The organism is Dielma fastidiosa, assembly GCF_000313565.1.
GTDB lineage: Bacteria > Bacillota_I > Bacilli_A > Erysipelotrichales > Erysipelotrichaceae > Dielma > Dielma fastidiosa.
Window position 1 is genome coordinate 122,121 of the sequence record NZ_HE578932.1, and the last position, 14,107, is coordinate 136,227.

General features: G+C 37.9%; 25 protein-coding genes. 21 read left to right on the forward strand and 4 right to left on the reverse strand.

The features are described 5' to 3' along the window. Window positions 1-9 precede the first annotated feature (9 nt). From DAHG_RS17075 to DAHG_RS17120, 10 genes are all read left to right on the forward strand, one after another. Entirely contained in the window at window positions 10-585 is a 576-nt protein-coding gene (locus DAHG_RS17075) for an electron transport complex protein RnfA (protein ID WP_022939564.1), read from the forward strand. Window position 586: 1 nt separating this feature from the next. Next, on the forward strand, window positions 587-751 hold the full coding sequence (locus DAHG_RS21655) for a hypothetical protein (protein ID WP_022939565.1): 165 nt from the start codon (window positions 587-589) through the stop codon (window positions 749-751). A 15-nt stretch (window positions 752-766) separates the two neighbouring features. Further along, on the forward strand, window positions 767-1,075 hold the full coding sequence (locus DAHG_RS17085; protein WP_022939566.1) for a (Fe-S)-binding protein: 309 nt from the start codon (window positions 767-769) through the stop codon (window positions 1,073-1,075). Between the two features lie 122 nt (window positions 1,076-1,197). Next, complete coding sequence (locus tag DAHG_RS17090) at window positions 1,198-1,905, forward strand: ABC transporter ATP-binding protein (RefSeq protein WP_022939567.1); 708 nt, start codon at window positions 1,198-1,200, stop codon at window positions 1,903-1,905. Then, on the forward strand, window positions 1,889-3,424 hold the full coding sequence (locus DAHG_RS17095) for a putative ABC exporter domain-containing protein (protein ID WP_022939568.1): 1,536 nt from the start codon (window positions 1,889-1,891) through the stop codon (window positions 3,422-3,424). The genes DAHG_RS17090 and DAHG_RS17095 overlap by 17 nt, the downstream gene beginning before the upstream one ends. A 69-nt stretch (window positions 3,425-3,493) precedes the next feature. After that, window positions 3,494-3,859 carry a hypothetical protein gene (locus tag DAHG_RS17100; RefSeq protein ID WP_022939569.1) on the forward strand — a complete coding sequence of 122 codons (366 nt, stop codon included), beginning with the start codon at window positions 3,494-3,496 and terminating at the stop codon, window positions 3,857-3,859. Beyond that, window positions 3,856-4,572: an RcpC/CpaB family pilus assembly protein gene (locus DAHG_RS17105; RefSeq protein ID WP_022939570.1), complete on the forward strand. Its 717-nt coding sequence runs from the start codon at window positions 3,856-3,858 to the stop codon at window positions 4,570-4,572. The genes DAHG_RS17100 and DAHG_RS17105 overlap by 4 nt, the downstream gene beginning before the upstream one ends. After that, the gene (locus DAHG_RS20170; protein WP_022939571.1) at window positions 4,565-5,587 is read left to right on the forward strand and encodes a CpaF/VirB11 family protein; all 1,023 of its coding nucleotides are present in this window, start codon (window positions 4,565-4,567) and stop codon (window positions 5,585-5,587) included. The genes DAHG_RS17105 and DAHG_RS20170 overlap by 8 nt, the downstream gene beginning before the upstream one ends. Next, window positions 5,584-6,459, forward strand: a complete 876-nt coding sequence (locus DAHG_RS17115; RefSeq protein ID WP_022939572.1) for a hypothetical protein — start codon at window positions 5,584-5,586, stop codon at window positions 6,457-6,459. Before DAHG_RS20170 ends, DAHG_RS17115 begins: the two co-directional genes overlap by 4 nt. Continuing rightward, window positions 6,438-7,199: a hypothetical protein gene (locus DAHG_RS17120; protein WP_022939573.1), complete on the forward strand. Its 762-nt coding sequence runs from the start codon at window positions 6,438-6,440 to the stop codon at window positions 7,197-7,199. The genes DAHG_RS17115 and DAHG_RS17120 overlap by 22 nt, the downstream gene beginning before the upstream one ends. Here DAHG_RS17120 and DAHG_RS17125 read toward each other — a convergent pair. After that, window positions 7,168-8,718 carry a recombinase family protein gene (locus DAHG_RS17125; protein WP_022939574.1) on the reverse strand — a complete coding sequence of 517 codons (1,551 nt, stop codon included), beginning with the start codon at window positions 8,716-8,718 and terminating at the stop codon, window positions 7,168-7,170. The two genes, DAHG_RS17120 and DAHG_RS17125, sit on opposite strands and share 32 nt — an antisense overlap. Window positions 8,719-8,839: 121 nt before the next feature. Between DAHG_RS17125 and DAHG_RS21230 the strand changes: the two genes are divergently transcribed. Further along, the gene (locus tag DAHG_RS21230; protein WP_022939575.1) at window positions 8,840-9,001 is read left to right on the forward strand and encodes a hypothetical protein; all 162 of its coding nucleotides are present in this window, start codon (window positions 8,840-8,842) and stop codon (window positions 8,999-9,001) included. Between the two features lie 18 nt (window positions 9,002-9,019). Here DAHG_RS21230 and DAHG_RS17135 read toward each other — a convergent pair whose 3' ends face one another. After that, on the reverse strand, window positions 9,020-9,652 hold the full coding sequence (locus DAHG_RS17135; protein WP_022939576.1) for a LexA family transcriptional regulator: 633 nt from the start codon (window positions 9,650-9,652) through the stop codon (window positions 9,020-9,022). Between the two features lie 196 nt (window positions 9,653-9,848). On the opposite strand from DAHG_RS17135, the gene DAHG_RS17140 reads away from it, so the two are divergent. Beyond that, window positions 9,849-10,034: a helix-turn-helix domain-containing protein gene (locus DAHG_RS17140; RefSeq protein ID WP_022939577.1), complete on the forward strand. Its 186-nt coding sequence runs from the start codon at window positions 9,849-9,851 to the stop codon at window positions 10,032-10,034. 13 nt (window positions 10,035-10,047) lie between these two features. Then, window positions 10,048-10,215, forward strand: coding sequence for a hypothetical protein (locus tag DAHG_RS21235; protein ID WP_022939578.1), 168 nt, complete (start codon window positions 10,048-10,050; stop codon window positions 10,213-10,215). Here DAHG_RS21235 and DAHG_RS21240 read toward each other — a convergent pair. Further along, window positions 10,172-10,345, reverse strand: a complete 174-nt coding sequence (locus DAHG_RS21240) for a hypothetical protein (RefSeq protein WP_205408127.1) — start codon at window positions 10,343-10,345, stop codon at window positions 10,172-10,174. The two genes, DAHG_RS21235 and DAHG_RS21240, sit on opposite strands and share 44 nt — an antisense overlap. A gap of 112 nt (window positions 10,346-10,457) precedes the next feature. Here DAHG_RS21240 and DAHG_RS17155 point away from each other — a divergent pair, with 112 nt between their 5' ends. Continuing rightward, a complete protein-coding gene (locus tag DAHG_RS17155; RefSeq protein ID WP_110370642.1) occupies window positions 10,458-10,640 on the forward strand; it encodes an Arc family DNA-binding protein in 183 nt (60 codons plus the stop codon). Then, the gene (locus tag DAHG_RS21245; RefSeq protein ID WP_022939581.1) at window positions 10,612-10,779 is read left to right on the forward strand and encodes a hypothetical protein; all 168 of its coding nucleotides are present in this window, start codon (window positions 10,612-10,614) and stop codon (window positions 10,777-10,779) included. Before DAHG_RS17155 ends, DAHG_RS21245 begins: the two co-directional genes overlap by 29 nt. 213 nt (window positions 10,780-10,992) lie before the next feature. Here the strand turns inward: DAHG_RS21245 and DAHG_RS17165 are convergent, their stop codons facing one another. Beyond that, entirely contained in the window at window positions 10,993-11,436 is a 444-nt protein-coding gene (locus DAHG_RS17165; protein WP_146211922.1) for a hypothetical protein, read from the reverse strand. A 218-nt stretch (window positions 11,437-11,654) separates the two neighbouring features. On the opposite strand from DAHG_RS17165, the gene DAHG_RS17175 reads away from it, so the two are divergent. The 6 genes from DAHG_RS17175 to DAHG_RS17200 are packed head-to-tail and all read left to right on the forward strand — an operon-like array spanning window position 11,655 to window position 14,083. Then, window positions 11,655-11,867, forward strand: coding sequence for a hypothetical protein (locus DAHG_RS17175; protein WP_022939584.1), 213 nt, complete (start codon window positions 11,655-11,657; stop codon window positions 11,865-11,867). A gap of 23 nt (window positions 11,868-11,890) precedes the next feature. Then, window positions 11,891-12,121 carry a hypothetical protein gene (locus DAHG_RS17180; protein ID WP_022939585.1) on the forward strand — a complete coding sequence of 77 codons (231 nt, stop codon included), beginning with the start codon at window positions 11,891-11,893 and terminating at the stop codon, window positions 12,119-12,121. Further along, window positions 12,118-12,654, forward strand: coding sequence for a 3D domain-containing protein (locus DAHG_RS21945; RefSeq protein ID WP_022939586.1), 537 nt, complete (start codon window positions 12,118-12,120; stop codon window positions 12,652-12,654). Before DAHG_RS17180 ends, DAHG_RS21945 begins: the two co-directional genes overlap by 4 nt. 2 nt (window positions 12,655-12,656) lie before the next feature. Beyond that, window positions 12,657-13,013: a hypothetical protein gene (locus DAHG_RS17190; RefSeq protein WP_022939587.1), complete on the forward strand. Its 357-nt coding sequence runs from the start codon at window positions 12,657-12,659 to the stop codon at window positions 13,011-13,013. Beyond that, a complete protein-coding gene (locus DAHG_RS17195) occupies window positions 13,006-13,212 on the forward strand; it encodes a hypothetical protein (protein ID WP_022939588.1) in 207 nt (68 codons plus the stop codon). Before DAHG_RS17190 ends, DAHG_RS17195 begins: the two co-directional genes overlap by 8 nt. Further along, window positions 13,205-14,083, forward strand: coding sequence for a phage replisome organizer N-terminal domain-containing protein (locus tag DAHG_RS17200; RefSeq protein ID WP_022939589.1), 879 nt, complete (start codon window positions 13,205-13,207; stop codon window positions 14,081-14,083). The genes DAHG_RS17195 and DAHG_RS17200 overlap by 8 nt, the downstream gene beginning before the upstream one ends. Window positions 14,084-14,107 lie beyond the last annotated feature (24 nt).

Here is a 14,107-nt window from a genome sequence, read left to right on the forward strand (position 1 = left end):
GAGATCAATATGGGAGAATTATTTACATTATTTATTGGTTCAGTATTGATCAATAACATTATTTTAAACAAATTCCTGGGTATCTGTCCTTTCATGGGTGTTTCCAAGAAAACCAGCAGTGCGCTTGGAATGGGTGCAGCTGTAACCTTCGTTATCTTTGCATCTTCGATCTTTACTTATGCGATTTATCATTTAGTTCTGGTGAAATTCAGTATTGAATATATGGATTTGATCACTTTCATTCTGGTAATTGCCGCTTTCGTGCAGTTAGTTGAAATGGTGATCAAGAAATATTCACCGACACTGTATAAATCATTAGGTATTTATCTGCCGTTGATTACTACTAACTGTGCAGTATTAGGTGTAGCTTTAGAGAATATTTCAAATGGTTTTACCTTCTCACAGATGATTGTTTATTCATTAGGTGTTCCTATTGGCTTCACTTTGGTAATTTTCATCTTCTCAACAATTCGTGAACGTCTTGAAAGTGCAAAGACACCGGCACCGTTTGTCGGTAATCCGATTGCCTTGATCGTTGCTGGTTTAATGGCGCTGGCATTCAGCGGATTAGCGGGTCTGGTTTAAGATGTTAAGTGCGGTTTTGCTTTTTGCGGCTTTAGGCGCAATCTATGCGCTGCTCTATTATTTGAACCATAAGACACCGGTTCCAAAGGGCTGCGAGGATTTGAAAGTCAGCTGCAAGGGCTGTAAGGATGTTTCCTGCGGGAATAATCCAGTTCACGAAAGTTAAGAAAGGAAAAACATTATGTTACAAGCTGTATTAACAATGCTGATTCTTGGCGCACTCCTTGGTCTTGGACTGGGTGTTGCTGATAAGTTTTTAAAGGTTGAAGTTGATGCTCGTCAGGAAACGGTAACTTCAATGCTGCCTGGTTATAATTGCGGCGGCTGCGGTTTTGCCGGCTGTTCAGGTCTGGCGGAAGCATTGGTGAATGGGGAAGTGAAGACAGTAAGTCTTTGCAAACCTAGCAAACCGGATGCTAAGCAGAAAATTGTTGATTATTTAAAAGAAACACCAGGACCTGATGGTTCAACTCTGGATGTAGCTTTATAAAATTTGAAGGATGCGGTACACTAAGCGGTACCGCTTTTTTCTTGTTTTATCGATGTATTACAATAGTGTAAGCTTAGATTTCATGATCTATGATATAATCTAAGGGAATCGGAGGTACTATTATGATTGAATGCCATGATTTGACAAAGGAATACGGTTCTTTTAAAGCCGTTGATAATATTGATCTTGAAGCGGCAAGCGGGGAGATTACCGTATTGCTGGGGCCTAATGGGGCAGGTAAATCGACAACGATTAAAAGTATTGTCGGCCTGCTGCAGTTTGAGGGGAAAATTAAAATCTGCGGTTATGCCAATAAAACGGAAAATGCCAAGCGCAGCTTTGGTTATATACCGGAAGCGCCGGTGCTTTATGATATGCTGAGTGTGGATGAGCATGTGGAATTTATTGCAGCAGCTTATCAGATTAAGGACTATCGGCTGCTGGCGGAGAAATATTATGAGCTTTTTGATTTAAGCGAGAAGAAGAAAACGATTGTCAAGAATCTGTCAAAGGGAATGAAGCAAAAGGTATCAATGCTGCTGGCTTTGGTACTGTCACCGAAGGTACTGCTGGTTGATGAACCGATGGTCGGACTTGATCCGGCAAGCATTGAAGAGGTATTAAAGCTGCTGGTTGAATTGAAAAACAAGGGTGTTGCGGTGCTGATCAGTACGCATATCATTGATGTAATCGATGAAATCTGGGACAAGGCTTATATCATGAATAAAGGAAAGATCGTGCGGACAGTGCGCCGTGATGATCTGCATGAGGAATCTTTGAAAGAGATATTCTTTGCCTGTACGGGTGAACAGCATGAGCATCATCTGTAAGCTTCAGTGGATCAAGCTGAAGGCAACGATCCGCCATCTGTTTTCTAAGCCCAGTTCAGCAATTCTGACGATTTTGCTTTCATCTTTTTATATTTTATTAATTTATATGTCAGTGAGCTTAAAAACTAATGCTCAGCCTGCAGATCCTAATGTTTCCGCGATGATTGTGGTGGGAATGTCTGCCTTTCTCATCATCAGTCAGCTAGCCAGCAAACGGCAGCTGCTGATGAAGGAAACCGATGCTTATATGATGTTTACCGGTCCCTTCACAAAACGTCAGATCATGAGTTTTATTGCCATGACAACCCTTCTTCAGTCATTGATGCTGGCACTTTATCCGATGTATTTCTTAGTTGCTTTTATCATGAATACAACCCTGCCGTTTTTGTTGTTTACATATCTGTATTGTTTTGTATTCTTTATGTTTTTTATGCTTTTGGTTGATATATTACATATTTTAGAAATTCGCAGCGCAAAGAATAAATGGATTCGAAAATTCATTCTGATAGCCTTCATAGCTTTTCTGGTTCTTTTATATTTGGTTAATCTTTTTGAGGTCGGCTTTGATTTCGGCAGAGCGATGACAACCTTTATCCGCAATCCGCTGATTCATTTTGTACCGCTGTTTGGCTGGATGAAATTAGCATTAACTTCCTTTTTAACCGGCAATATGACCTTTGTTTTGCTGGCATTCTTGCTGACTCTGGCATGTATGCTGATCGCCTTTATTTATTTTATTAATATCAAGGATGATTTCTGTGAGAAGGCATATGATGAAGCGGTGAATTTCACACAGAACTACGCGCGTCTGAAAAGGGGCGAGCGAATTGTCGATAAGGTTAAGATCAATGATGATCAGCCTGCTCATTTCCGGCCAGGCGCTTTTGCGATTCTCTCAAAGAATCTGCTGATCATGAAGCGGTCAAAGAATTTATTCCCGCTTCAGTCGGTGATCATGGTGCTGATTTTCTTTGTCATGTCCTTGTTTATGGGAATGGGTTCTGCTTATTTTCTGTCGATGTCATTTATGTGTGTATTCTTTATCATGAATGATTTCTCATTGGAAGCGGAGATTAAAAATTATCAGATTTATCTGATTCCTGATTCAAGCTTTAAAAAGGGGATTGCCTGTGCCTTGCCTTATTTAGTTAAAGCATTAATGATTATCCTTTTGATTATGCTGTTTTGTCTGTTTGGCTTTAAAATGAAGCTGCTTGAGATCATGCCGGTAGCTCTAAATCTTTTGGGTGTCAGTCTCACGATGATTTCCGGCACAATGATTTCTTACCGCATCATGAAAAGCCGCAATAACGCGGCGGTGGAACAAATGCTGAGAATGCTTTTGCTGCTGATGATGTTGATTCCAAGCGGTATTCTTGCCGGTATTGCCGCCTTTGCATTTGACTTTAATCTGGTGTTGATTACGGTACTGCCTTTTGTATTTAATCTAGTTTTTGCCTTATTGCTGCTTAAATCAGCGTCTTCAATCTTTAATGGGACTGATTTGCTTTCTGATTAAGTATAAGGATTCTGCGGGTTTTTTAGGAAACCCGCTTTTTTTTGCGTATATAGGAGTAGGAGGGATAAGATGAAATCATGGTACTGGACGTTCATGATAATCTTCATGACTTTCACGCTTGTGCTGGGAATGAGCTGGTATGTGGAGTATGATCATACCCAGAATACGATTGAAATGGCTGCTAAGCGGGCTTTGATGTCAACAATGGCAGCCTATGTCGATGAATGGGATTTTGAAATCTATGATGTCCTTCAGCACTTTGAGGCTGATTTCAAGGATCTGGCACTGCGGGATCTCGAGTATCAGATTGCCTTGACCGGCTTCATTAAAGAACCGCTTTTTATGCAGGTGGAAATTCTGGCGGTTAATAAGAGTAAGCTGAGAGGATTGATGATTCATGTGCAGGAAGCCATGATTGAGGAGCTGAAAGAATGAAAAATCGTAAAAATCTTGCCGCGGCAGGAGGAATCAGCCTGCTGCTTGTGAATGGTCTTTTATTTAAAGTGATTTTGGATAAGACGATTGATTTAAAGAAAGTTCCGGTCGCGGCTGTAACCATTGAACCGCGCACTCAGATTAATAAGGAGATGATTGCTTATAAGGAAATACCCAGTATTTTTACTGATGATTCATGTGCGATGAGTGAGGAGGAGATTCTTGATAAAATAACGGAAATTGAAGGGAAGATACCAAAGGGTTCCTTGTTTTATAAGCAGATGCTTTTTGATGAGACGGAACTGCCGGATTATCCGTCCTTGAAGCTGAAGGCGGGGCAAAGCTCATTTTCATTAGGCACTGATTTATTAAAAAGCTCAGGTAATTCATTGACTGCCAATCAAAAGGTTGATTTGTATGTGACTATCGAAATGAAAAAAGAAAAGCCGGTAACTGATCTGCTGATCTCATCAATTCGTATTTTGAGCGTAAAGGACCGCAAGGGGAATCTGATGGGCAGCAAGAACAGCAGCAATGTACCTTATGTGATTAATCTGGCGGTAGCAAATGAATATGTGGAGCTGCTGAAGATTGCCAGCAAGGTAGGTACAATTGATCTGTATGCGGTTGCTGATGATCGGGAGAGTGAGGAATGCGTGTTCAACGAGGAATCAAAGGTATTAGATTTATTAGTGGAGGCAAGTGATGAGTGAGTTTAACTTTGGGCCGCTGACACCTTATGTAGAGGATGAAAACATTACTGATATTAACTATAACGGTCATCAGCTGTGGATCGATCATCTGCATAAGGGACGCTATTGCGAGCCTTTTGATGAAGAAGAGTTCATTCAGCAGTTCTGTTACAAGATTGCCAACTATGTGAATTGTTCTTTTAATTTCTCATCACCGCTGGTAGAAGCTGAAACGTGTGATCTGCGTATCAGTATTGTTCATGACTCAATCGCCCGCAGCGGCCACAGCATATCGATACGTAAGACACCGGCAATTATGCGGCTGAGTGAAAAGCAGATGCTTAAGGAAAAGTATACGACAGCTAGTGTTTTGGCGTTTTTAGAGCGGGCAATCAAAGCACATTGCAATATTATGATTGCCGGACTGCCCGGTGTCGGCAAAACTGAATTGGTTAAGTATCTGACTTCATTCATTCCGGCTTGGGAGCGGGTGATTACGATTGAGGATACCCTTGAGCTGCGCTATCATGACATCCATCCCAATAAGGATTGTGTGGCCTTTAAAATCAATGCCGGCTTTACTTATGTCGATGCGATTAAGGCAAGTCTGCGGCAGCGGCCTAATTGGATTTTAGTTTCTGAGGTGAGAAGTCATGAGGTTGTTCATTTATTAGAGAGTATATCGACAGGCACTAATTTAATTTCAACGATTCATGCAGATGACGCGGCAAAAATCCCTAAGCGTATTTTACATATGTTTCCCAATGTAGAAATTTATAACGAGGTACTGCTGAACAGTATTCATGAAGCGCTGGATCTTGGCATCTATATTGAATCGCGAATTTCTGAGCAGGGTGTTGTCAGAACTCTGAAGCAGATTGTGGCCTTTGACAGCATCAATAATCAGGCAATGACAACGGAGCTGTATCATGTGGGCGGTGAGCTTGCGGATGAAACGCTTTATCCCCCTAAACTGATTCGTAAGTTTAAGAGTCTCAAGCCGCAGCCGGTGCGGAAAAGGAGGATAGCCAAATGAGCGTGCTGATCTTAATGGCAGTATTGCTGCTGCTTTTAGTGAATACCCGCAAAGGCAAGGAACTGTTTACGTTTTGTATGTTTCGCAGAAACGGGTATGCGGCGCTGAAGCAGACGATTTTGTCTTATGGCTATAATTATTCATTTAAACAGCATATGGTCTTGCTGAGTCTGATGGCGGCGGGCATTCTTTTTATCGGCGTACAGTTTGAGGTGCGAGTTGAATCGATGATCCTGCTGGTGTTTATTTCTTCCATGGTGCTGCCGACGATTTATATATGGCTGGCTTATAATTCTTACCAGGAGCATTTATTTAATGATTTCACAATGTTTCTTCAGAATTTTATCGCCCTGTTTAAGCTCAATCCAAAAACCTATCGAATCTTATGCGAATGTGAAAAAATCTGTGAGGGTGAGATGAAGCAGGTTGTCAGTTCAATGATTGAGCGGCTTTCTGAGGGTGGTGATGTGAAGGCTTGCTTTCAGCTGCTGATTGATTATCAGCCCCACTTCATCGTGTATAATCTGGCTTCTTTGGTAATGACTATTGAAATGCATGGCGGCGATCAGTTTCTTGATGGCTTGGACTTGATTCAGGATGATATTGATGATTGGATTGAAGATACTTATATGTTTAAGCGGCTGCAGCTTCAGGCTAAAAATCGAATGATTGGCTTATGCGGCTTATCAGCGTTAATTGCGATGTTTGCGAAAAATATGCTGAAGGAGATTCAATTTAATACGACTTCAATTGTCTATCAGTCAGCGATTTTATTTTTTTTCACAACAGTGCTGATTACCTTGTTAATGGCACATAAGACAATCAGTGAAGGGTGGGTGGAAAAAGAAGAATGCATATCTACGAGAGCTTGATTTGTTTTGCTGCCTGTCTGCTGCTAGTCGTGCTGAATAAAAGTATTGATGGTTTTTTGCTTGATTTGCTGATCGAAGGCGATTTGCATGAGCTGGTTCATGAAGATCCTTTCAAGCTGGCGGCTAAGCGGCTGAAAAAGGCTAAACCGGTTTTGCTGCTAATTACTTTATGGCCGCAGTTTGGTTACAGTATTTTTTGGCTTGGCGGTGTCGGCGGCTTGTTTATGCTTGTTTATAAACAAGCGTATCTGGCGTTAAAGCGGGTGAAGAAGCAGCGGGTGAATCAGCTGAAGTTTCAGTTTCCAATCTGGCTGCGGCAGCTTCAGATTCTGATTCAGACCAATACCGTGGTGACCTCATTGATTCTCAGTACGCAGACAGCCCCTCAGCTGATTCAGGAGGATTTATCAATTCTGATTGCGGAAATTGAGGAAGACGCAATTCATCTGACGCCGTATATGAATTTTTTAAAGGCCTACCGATTATCTGAGATTGAGCGGGCGATGAAGCTTTTATACCGCTATAATACGGTGGGCAAGGAAGATGCTTACGTTCAGTTTAACCGCATGATTCAAACAACCACAAAGTGGCTGAGAAGTGAGCGCAGCAGCCGTGCCGAGAGTAAGCTGATGTTTTTTCAATGGTGGGGAATGCTGCCGCTGCTTGGCGTGACAGTGCTGTTTATGGCAATCATGTTTGAAATTATTATCAATTTATTTGGAGAGGGGGTGAAGCTGTGAAGGCCTTTTTCGAGGAATATGGATTAGTGCTATCATCATTGCAAAGAAAATTACATGACTTTCTAAAAAGGTTATAAATTAGGGTTATTTCGAATGTTTCATCGTCTACGATTACATGATCAAGGAACGTGTCAACCATCATTTTTTTGTATTCATAGCTATCATCAACGTTTTTTAATAAATAATTGATTGCTTTTTTTACATCTTTTTTAGTAAGAACTTCAGCGGTAGTAGTTAGGTATTCAAGCTCAGATTGTAAATACTGCATTTTATCTTCAATCTTGTTTTTCCTAGCTAAATATTTTTCTTTAGACATTTCTTCATCTAAGTATACATCAAGAATATTATCTAACTTTTTATCACATGCTTGTATCTCTTTTTTTAAAGAATTTATTCTTTCTTCATTATCTGATTTATCGTTAAGTAGTTCAAGACCTTCATTTATGTATTCATTTAAAGATTCTTTATTGAAAAATGTCTCTTTAATGAAATCAATTACTGTGGCTTCGAGCATATCTGCATTTATAATCTTTGCATCACATTTTTTGCGATTGTGCTTTGAGCATGTGTAAAATCGGTATACATGATTTTCATATGGTGCTGAGGATGATCCAATATAATTAGCTCCACATTTTTTACATTTAACATATCCAACAAGTAAATAATTATGTTTCTTACCGCCTTTTGGTTTATTCATTGTTCTTTTCCTCCTAGCTGTTTCCCAAATTTCAGCTTCAATTATTATAGGGTAAGTTTCTTCTTGTTTCCATTCTGTGTTTTTAATAACTTTCTGTTTTCTGCCATTTCTTATTACTTTACTTTTTCCGTGAAAATAAGTGCCTTTATATTTTTCGTTTTTTAGCAGCTTTCCTATTGTGTCGGCCGTCCAGTCATTACCGCGTTTTGTTTTGAGACCTCTTTCGTTAAGTTTGTTAGCGATAGTAACATAACCATTATTATCTAAATATAAATTATAAATTTCTTTAACAATAGAAGCTTCATAATCATCTATCTCAATCATGCGTGTTTCGTTGTTTACTTTATACCCATAGGGAAGAAAACCACCGTTGTATATACCTTTCTCAACGTTTCTGTACATACCTTTTTTAACTTCTCTTGATAAATTTTTTGAATAGTATTCTGCCATGCCTTCTAGTACAGACATTAATATAACATCTTCAGGTGAATCATCATTGACGTTCTCTAGCACAGATAATAATTTTACTCCATGATCAGCTAACCGTTTTCTTACGACTGCACTATCATAACGATTACGGGCGAAACGGTCCAGCTTATGTACCACAACAAAATCAACTTTGCCTTTATCTGCTTCGTCAAGCATATTTTGAAACTGTTCACGATTATCATTAGTACCAGACAATCCTCTATCTGCATAAAATTCAAGCAGCTTAATTTTGTTTCTTTTGCAAAAATCACGAATTGCTATTTCTTGTGCTTCGATTGATTCTTCTCGTTGTCTGTCGGTGCTGAATCGACCATATCCGAAAGCAGTTTTCATATGATAACCTCCTATTGGAAATTAATACCAGTTTAATATTTACAAAATTTACCATATAATATGGGTGTGATCACAACACCCAACATAATCACATAATAGCCGCCATATACGGGAGGATATTATGGAACTAGAAGTAGAGTATGTTGAATCTTGCAAGAATCAAGTAATTATATATCTCGAAGCTCATAAAGTTGTTGTATTTACTGATAAAGTAATTAACAATGAGTTTAAAAGATATGTGCAAAGTAGACTGCCAGGCTATACTTTAATTGAGAAGCGCTAATGCTTCTCTTTTTTTCATTTATATAGCACGTCTAATTTCAATCACTTTGCCTATGATTCGCACAGGCATTGTCTCGACTTCTTCAGCAGAATAATAAAGTGGAGTAAATTCAGGATTATGTCCCACTAACACAATACCACCGTTTTTAATGACTACTTTCTTGCAAGTGGCTTCATCTCCGTTAACCATTACTATGGCTACTTGACCGGATTCAATAGTATCTTGTTTTCTCACTATTACAACATCACCTTCCATGATGAAAGGATACATCGAATCACCTTTGATTTTTAGTCCGAAGTATTCACCTTTCTTTGCTGTTTCCTCACTGATCTCTTCATAATCTAAAATTTCTTCGATAGCTTCTAAAGGTATACCAGCGGGAACAGCGCCAACAACAGGTACTTTAAACGCTTTTTTTATAATAGCTTCCTTAACAGCAGCATTAGCTGCATTTTTTACATCAGAAGTTCCTGTTAAATATTCCAAATCCACATTAAAGTAGTCGGCTAAAATTTTTAACTTGTCGAATTTAGGTGTACATTTACCAATTTTCCAATCACTCAAAGATGATTGTGTTATGCCTGTGTCTTTTGAAACACGATAAGAAGTTAACCCCTTTTCTTGTAAAAGCTGTTCATATCTTTTATACATATATATCAGTCCTTTCAAATAATATTAAAAACATTAGCGTTTTATATTGACTAATATCAAAAACCGATATATACTATCAATGTACTAAGGTTATTAATAGTAAAAGCGGTTTTATAGCTATACTAGTCGATATATTTACTTCTGACAATCTAAGTATATCACATTTCCGTAGTATTTCAAGATTGGAGGTGAAAGTTTGTATAACAAGTTTAAAGTTTTGTTAGAAGCTAATGGCAAAACGGCGTATCAAGTATCAAAAGATACCGGAATTACTCAATCAACATTTAGTGATTGGAAGCTAGGAAAAAGTAATCCAAAAATTGATAAGTTAAAAATTTTAGCTGATTATTTCAACGTTTCAATTGATTATTTTGTTAAATAAGAAAGGAGGAGGCATGAAAAATCAAAGGAAAAGTCTTGAAAAAGAACGAACAACAATACGTATTCCAAGTGAATTAAAAAAGCTTCTTCAAGAAGAAGCTGACGAAAAGGGATATACGGTTAATGATTTAATTTTGTTTATTCTTTGGGATAATTTTCAGAAACCCACTGTTCAAGAATAAATTCAATTTGTTTAGCTGCGGAACGTTTTTCTTGTTCAGCAACAGCTTTAATTTTATCAAATAAAGTAGTGTTTATACGCATAGTAAAACGCGTACATTCTGGTGATGTATATGGATCGTTGTTTTTCATAACATGTCCTCCTGACACCATTATAATGTCAATGAAAAACAAATTCAAGACATCATGTTGACACCAAAAAGATGACATGCTATAATCGAATTAGAAAGGTGGTGTCATTTTGGTGCAAAAAGAGATTGAGCGTTTTACGTTCCGGATTCCAAATGAATTATTAAATGTATTAAAACACGAAGCTGAAAAGAAAGGTGTTTCTAACAACGCAATAATTCTTCAAATTCTGTGGAGTTGGGTAAAAGAAAATGGAAAGGAGTGGAAATATGAAAAACCAAAGGAAACCGATTTATAAAATCGGCACTGAATCAAGAGATATTGAACCATTTCTAAGGTTTATTCTTGATTTAGCGAGAGAACTAAAAAAAAGAGATACCGCCGCCGTGGAAAGCACAGTATCTCACATTGATAATTCACCAAAATTATCAACTTAATTATAGCATAAGCCTTTAAAAAGGCAAGGAGAAGCAAATGAATCTACAAGGAATAATTGCATTAATTTCAATTACATGTTCTATCATAGGATGTTTGTTGGTTGTGCTAAAAGGGTATGCGTGGGCGTTTCTAATCGTAATTGTCGGTTTAATATTATCGATAGTATCATTCATTGCTTAAATGATAAACGGTAAAGAAAAGAATAAAATAATTTAAAGTAATGTATTGATAAATTCTCTATCTTCAGTTGCAATGAAGTTTATACCTTTCAATCCTGATAATTTACCTTTTTTCTTAAAAGTTAGTAATCTGTTTGTATACCTTATTTCGTATTCAATATCTATAAATGAGTTTGTAAGGTGTGCAAAATGCGATTGAGATGGTGCGACTGTAAATTCATCACCAACAAAAGGAAGAGGAAGCGAAGATTCACGTGAAAAATATTGTTCAGTTAAATCTGTGTTGTATACAACACTTTTAACTAAAGCAGTTTGATTTCCATAATTTTTCAAACGCATATAGCGTCTTCCGTTTATTAGCATGATTGTCACATCGATATAAGGGCGATTCGACAATAAAAGAGAAATAGCGGAAATTAAAACAGAAACAACAGCAATGAAAAGAGAAACAAACGAAACGAGCATATTTGTATCCAAAAGAATCACCTCAAATGAATTTTAACACATTAGCCTGATATGGCAAGGAGGAAAAATGTTAATACTGTCGATCATCACCTTTTTAATAGTAGGTTTAGGCATAGCTTTTGCAAATAAATTCACACCGCAAATCAAAGCGTGGTTTCCATATTATGCAGTAACTATTGGGATTCTTTTTTTGATTGTTATAAATTTACTTCGAAATGTGGAGTAATTACATGGAAAACAGAACAGATTATAGATTCAATCAGATCATAACGGAAGAAACAATAGCAACAATTGCAAAAGCGTTCGCTACATTAAACGCCGATTGTCAAAACGGATCGTTACTGCCTGTGTTAGTAAAGAATGAAATTTTTCAAAATAAAGCAGAGCAAACAAAAAAACTATTATGTGACTTTATAGACTTATTTAGTCATTACAACAACTAAGCCTAAAAAGGCAAGGAGGATTTATGAATAAACAAACACCGAGTTTATCAGATGCAGCAAAACTGCTATCTATTAAAGAGTTAAGAAGAATTAGTATTGTGCTTAGAGATGCTCTTTGCCTTATCAATAGGCAAAGAGAAGCGCTAGCCATAGAAGAAACAGAATTGGTATATCAAGGATTTATTGCTCCGTTAAGGGAGCATATAGATTTAATTGATGAAATTATGTGGCAAAAAATGGAGACTCAAAAATGATTAAATTTGAGCAACCGTTAATCAACTGGAAAAACGTAATCATTACAGGACTGGTTGCATATGCACTAGCCGCTAGCTGTCAAGTGGTTGCTTGTAATCACACAATCGAGCAACAAACGGCACAGATACGATTTTTACACGATGAAAATATGCAATTAGCACATGAACTTGATCAGCTAAAGCATAAAGATACGATAATCACACCCGCTGATCACCCTGCCTTTTCAGAGCCACAAAAACAGCTCGTGTCGCTAGGCATGTTTGAGGTTACCGCTTATTGCCACTGTGCGATTTGCTGTGGCAGAGAGGGGCAATTAACAGCGTCAGGAACTTATCCAATAGCAGGGCGAACAATTGGGGTTGATCCTGAGATATTGCCCTATGGTACCGAGGTTGTCATTAATGGACATACATACATTGCAGAGGATACCGGCGGCGCGATGCAAGGCAGACACATAGATATTTTTATGGATAGTCACGAGGAAGCCTTACAGTTTGGTAGACAACAGATAGAGGTATTTGTCTATGAGTAATTATGGTTAAAAAGAAAGTACGCTACTCAAAAACTGAAAGCGCGATTATTAGTGTGTTGGGGTATGGTAAGCAGAATGCAATAAGCCGCATGGGTCTAGTCAGCGCAACGCACTGTGCTGACAGAACAGTGAGAAATTACATTGAAAAGTTAAGAACAGAAAACGGTCTTGTTATTGCATCATTACCAAAAAGCAAAGGTTATTACTTTGCCTCAACATACGAAGAACTAGAAGAATACAGAAACCTTTGTCTAAGTCGTGAACGCGCTGAAAAGAAAAAAAGAGTGGCAGCTGAAAAAGAAATGAAGAAATGGAAAACGCAACAGCTTTTCGATTTTTCAGGAGGTTACCATGAATAAATTTAAAGATCAGTGCGAATGCTGTGGTAAATATAAAATTTGTTTTGGTTATAAAGGCAAATTGTTGTGTGATGAATGCAAGAAAATTTATCTAAGCAACAAAGATGCTGAAAATAAAAAAATTATTATCGACACCCCAAGCGGTATAAAATTTGAACAATCCACTTTATTCGGTTTGGGAGGCTTATTGAATGAATGATGTTAAGTGGATCAAACTCACCGTTAACGTATTTGACGATGAAAAAATAAAATTTATCGAAACGATGCCTAACGGAGATACACTCATTATTATCTGGTTCAAGCTGCTGTGCTTGGCAGGCAAATGTAATTCTGGCGGCTATATTATGTTAACTGATAAATTAGCCTATACAGACGAGATGCTGTCTAGCATTTTCCGGAAAGATATTAAGATGATTCAATTTGCACTGAATACCTTTCAAATGTTGGATATGGTTGAGATCGTTGAAAACAGATACTTTATATCTAATTGGGATAAGCACCAATCGCTAGATAAACTTGAAGCTAAAAAGGCTTATGATCGAGAATATCAAAAGAAAGTTAGAGAAGCTAAAAAAATATCTTTAGAAAATCGTACGAGTGTCGTACGAGTGTCAAACGACAATCGGTCACTAGAATTAGAATTAGATTTAGATAAAGAAAGTATTAAAGAAGAAGAACCGCGCGCGTGCGTATTGTTTGATTTGTTTGAAACAGAAATGCAACGCCCCATTACACAAAAAGAGTGTGAACTGCTCTCCGAATGGCTGCAGGAGTTTCCAAGTGACGTCTTGGAGCTGTCATTGACGGAAGCGGTTAAGAGCAATGCGAGGAATTTCCGCTACATAGAGGCTATTTTAAATAATTGGCGGCAAGCAGGAGTTAAGACACATGCCGATGCCTTACGTCAAATTGCTGAATTTGAAACTGCTAAAAAACCAAAGAAAAAAGCGAAGCGAACGGCTGAGGTACCTTTGCCAGACTGGTATACAGGCAAGGAAGCCGAAGAAGAAACGGTCATGAGCGAAGAAGAACGTCAGAAGCTTATCGAAGAACTGAAAAACTTTGGATGAATAGGAGGTTAAACAATGTTAATG

Bases quoted from the DNA above. Each gene is read 5' to 3' on its own strand.
- DAHG_RS17075 (WP_022939564.1), top strand. From the start codon at position 10: ATGGGAGAATTATTTACATTATTTATTGGTTCAGTATTGATCAATAAC.
- DAHG_RS21655 (WP_022939565.1), top strand. From the start codon at position 587: ATGTTAAGTGCGGTTTTGCTTTTTGCGGCTTTAGGCGCAATCTATGCG.
- DAHG_RS17085 (WP_022939566.1), top strand. From the start codon at position 767: ATGTTACAAGCTGTATTAACAATGCTGATTCTTGGCGCACTCCTTGGT.
- DAHG_RS17090 (WP_022939567.1), top strand. From the start codon at position 1,198: ATGATTGAATGCCATGATTTGACAAAGGAATACGGTTCTTTTAAAGCC.
- DAHG_RS17095 (WP_022939568.1), top strand. From the start codon at position 1,889: ATGAGCATCATCTGTAAGCTTCAGTGGATCAAGCTGAAGGCAACGATC.
- DAHG_RS17100 (WP_022939569.1), top strand. From the start codon at position 3,494: ATGAAATCATGGTACTGGACGTTCATGATAATCTTCATGACTTTCACG.
- DAHG_RS17105 (WP_022939570.1), top strand. From the start codon at position 3,856: ATGAAAAATCGTAAAAATCTTGCCGCGGCAGGAGGAATCAGCCTGCTG.
- DAHG_RS20170 (WP_022939571.1), top strand. From the start codon at position 4,565: ATGAGTGAGTTTAACTTTGGGCCGCTGACACCTTATGTAGAGGATGAA.
- DAHG_RS17115 (WP_022939572.1), top strand. From the start codon at position 5,584: ATGAGCGTGCTGATCTTAATGGCAGTATTGCTGCTGCTTTTAGTGAAT.
- DAHG_RS17120 (WP_022939573.1), top strand. From the start codon at position 6,438: ATGCATATCTACGAGAGCTTGATTTGTTTTGCTGCCTGTCTGCTGCTA.
- DAHG_RS17125 (WP_022939574.1), bottom strand. From the start codon at position 8,718: ATGAAAACTGCTTTCGGATATGGTCGATTCAGCACCGACAGACAACGA.
- DAHG_RS21230 (WP_022939575.1), top strand. From the start codon at position 8,840: ATGGAACTAGAAGTAGAGTATGTTGAATCTTGCAAGAATCAAGTAATT.
- DAHG_RS17135 (WP_022939576.1), bottom strand. From the start codon at position 9,652: ATGTATAAAAGATATGAACAGCTTTTACAAGAAAAGGGGTTAACTTCT.
- DAHG_RS21235 (WP_022939578.1), top strand. From the start codon at position 10,048: ATGAAAAATCAAAGGAAAAGTCTTGAAAAAGAACGAACAACAATACGT.
- DAHG_RS21240 (WP_205408127.1), bottom strand. From the start codon at position 10,345: ATGAAAAACAACGATCCATATACATCACCAGAATGTACGCGTTTTACT.
- DAHG_RS21245 (WP_022939581.1), top strand. From the start codon at position 10,612: ATGAAAAACCAAAGGAAACCGATTTATAAAATCGGCACTGAATCAAGA.
- DAHG_RS17175 (WP_022939584.1), top strand. From the start codon at position 11,655: ATGGAAAACAGAACAGATTATAGATTCAATCAGATCATAACGGAAGAA.
- DAHG_RS17180 (WP_022939585.1), top strand. From the start codon at position 11,891: ATGAATAAACAAACACCGAGTTTATCAGATGCAGCAAAACTGCTATCT.
- DAHG_RS21945 (WP_022939586.1), top strand. From the start codon at position 12,118: ATGATTAAATTTGAGCAACCGTTAATCAACTGGAAAAACGTAATCATT.
- DAHG_RS17190 (WP_022939587.1), top strand. From the start codon at position 12,657: ATGGTTAAAAAGAAAGTACGCTACTCAAAAACTGAAAGCGCGATTATT.
- DAHG_RS17195 (WP_022939588.1), top strand. From the start codon at position 13,006: ATGAATAAATTTAAAGATCAGTGCGAATGCTGTGGTAAATATAAAATT.
- DAHG_RS17200 (WP_022939589.1), top strand. From the start codon at position 13,205: ATGAATGATGTTAAGTGGATCAAACTCACCGTTAACGTATTTGACGAT.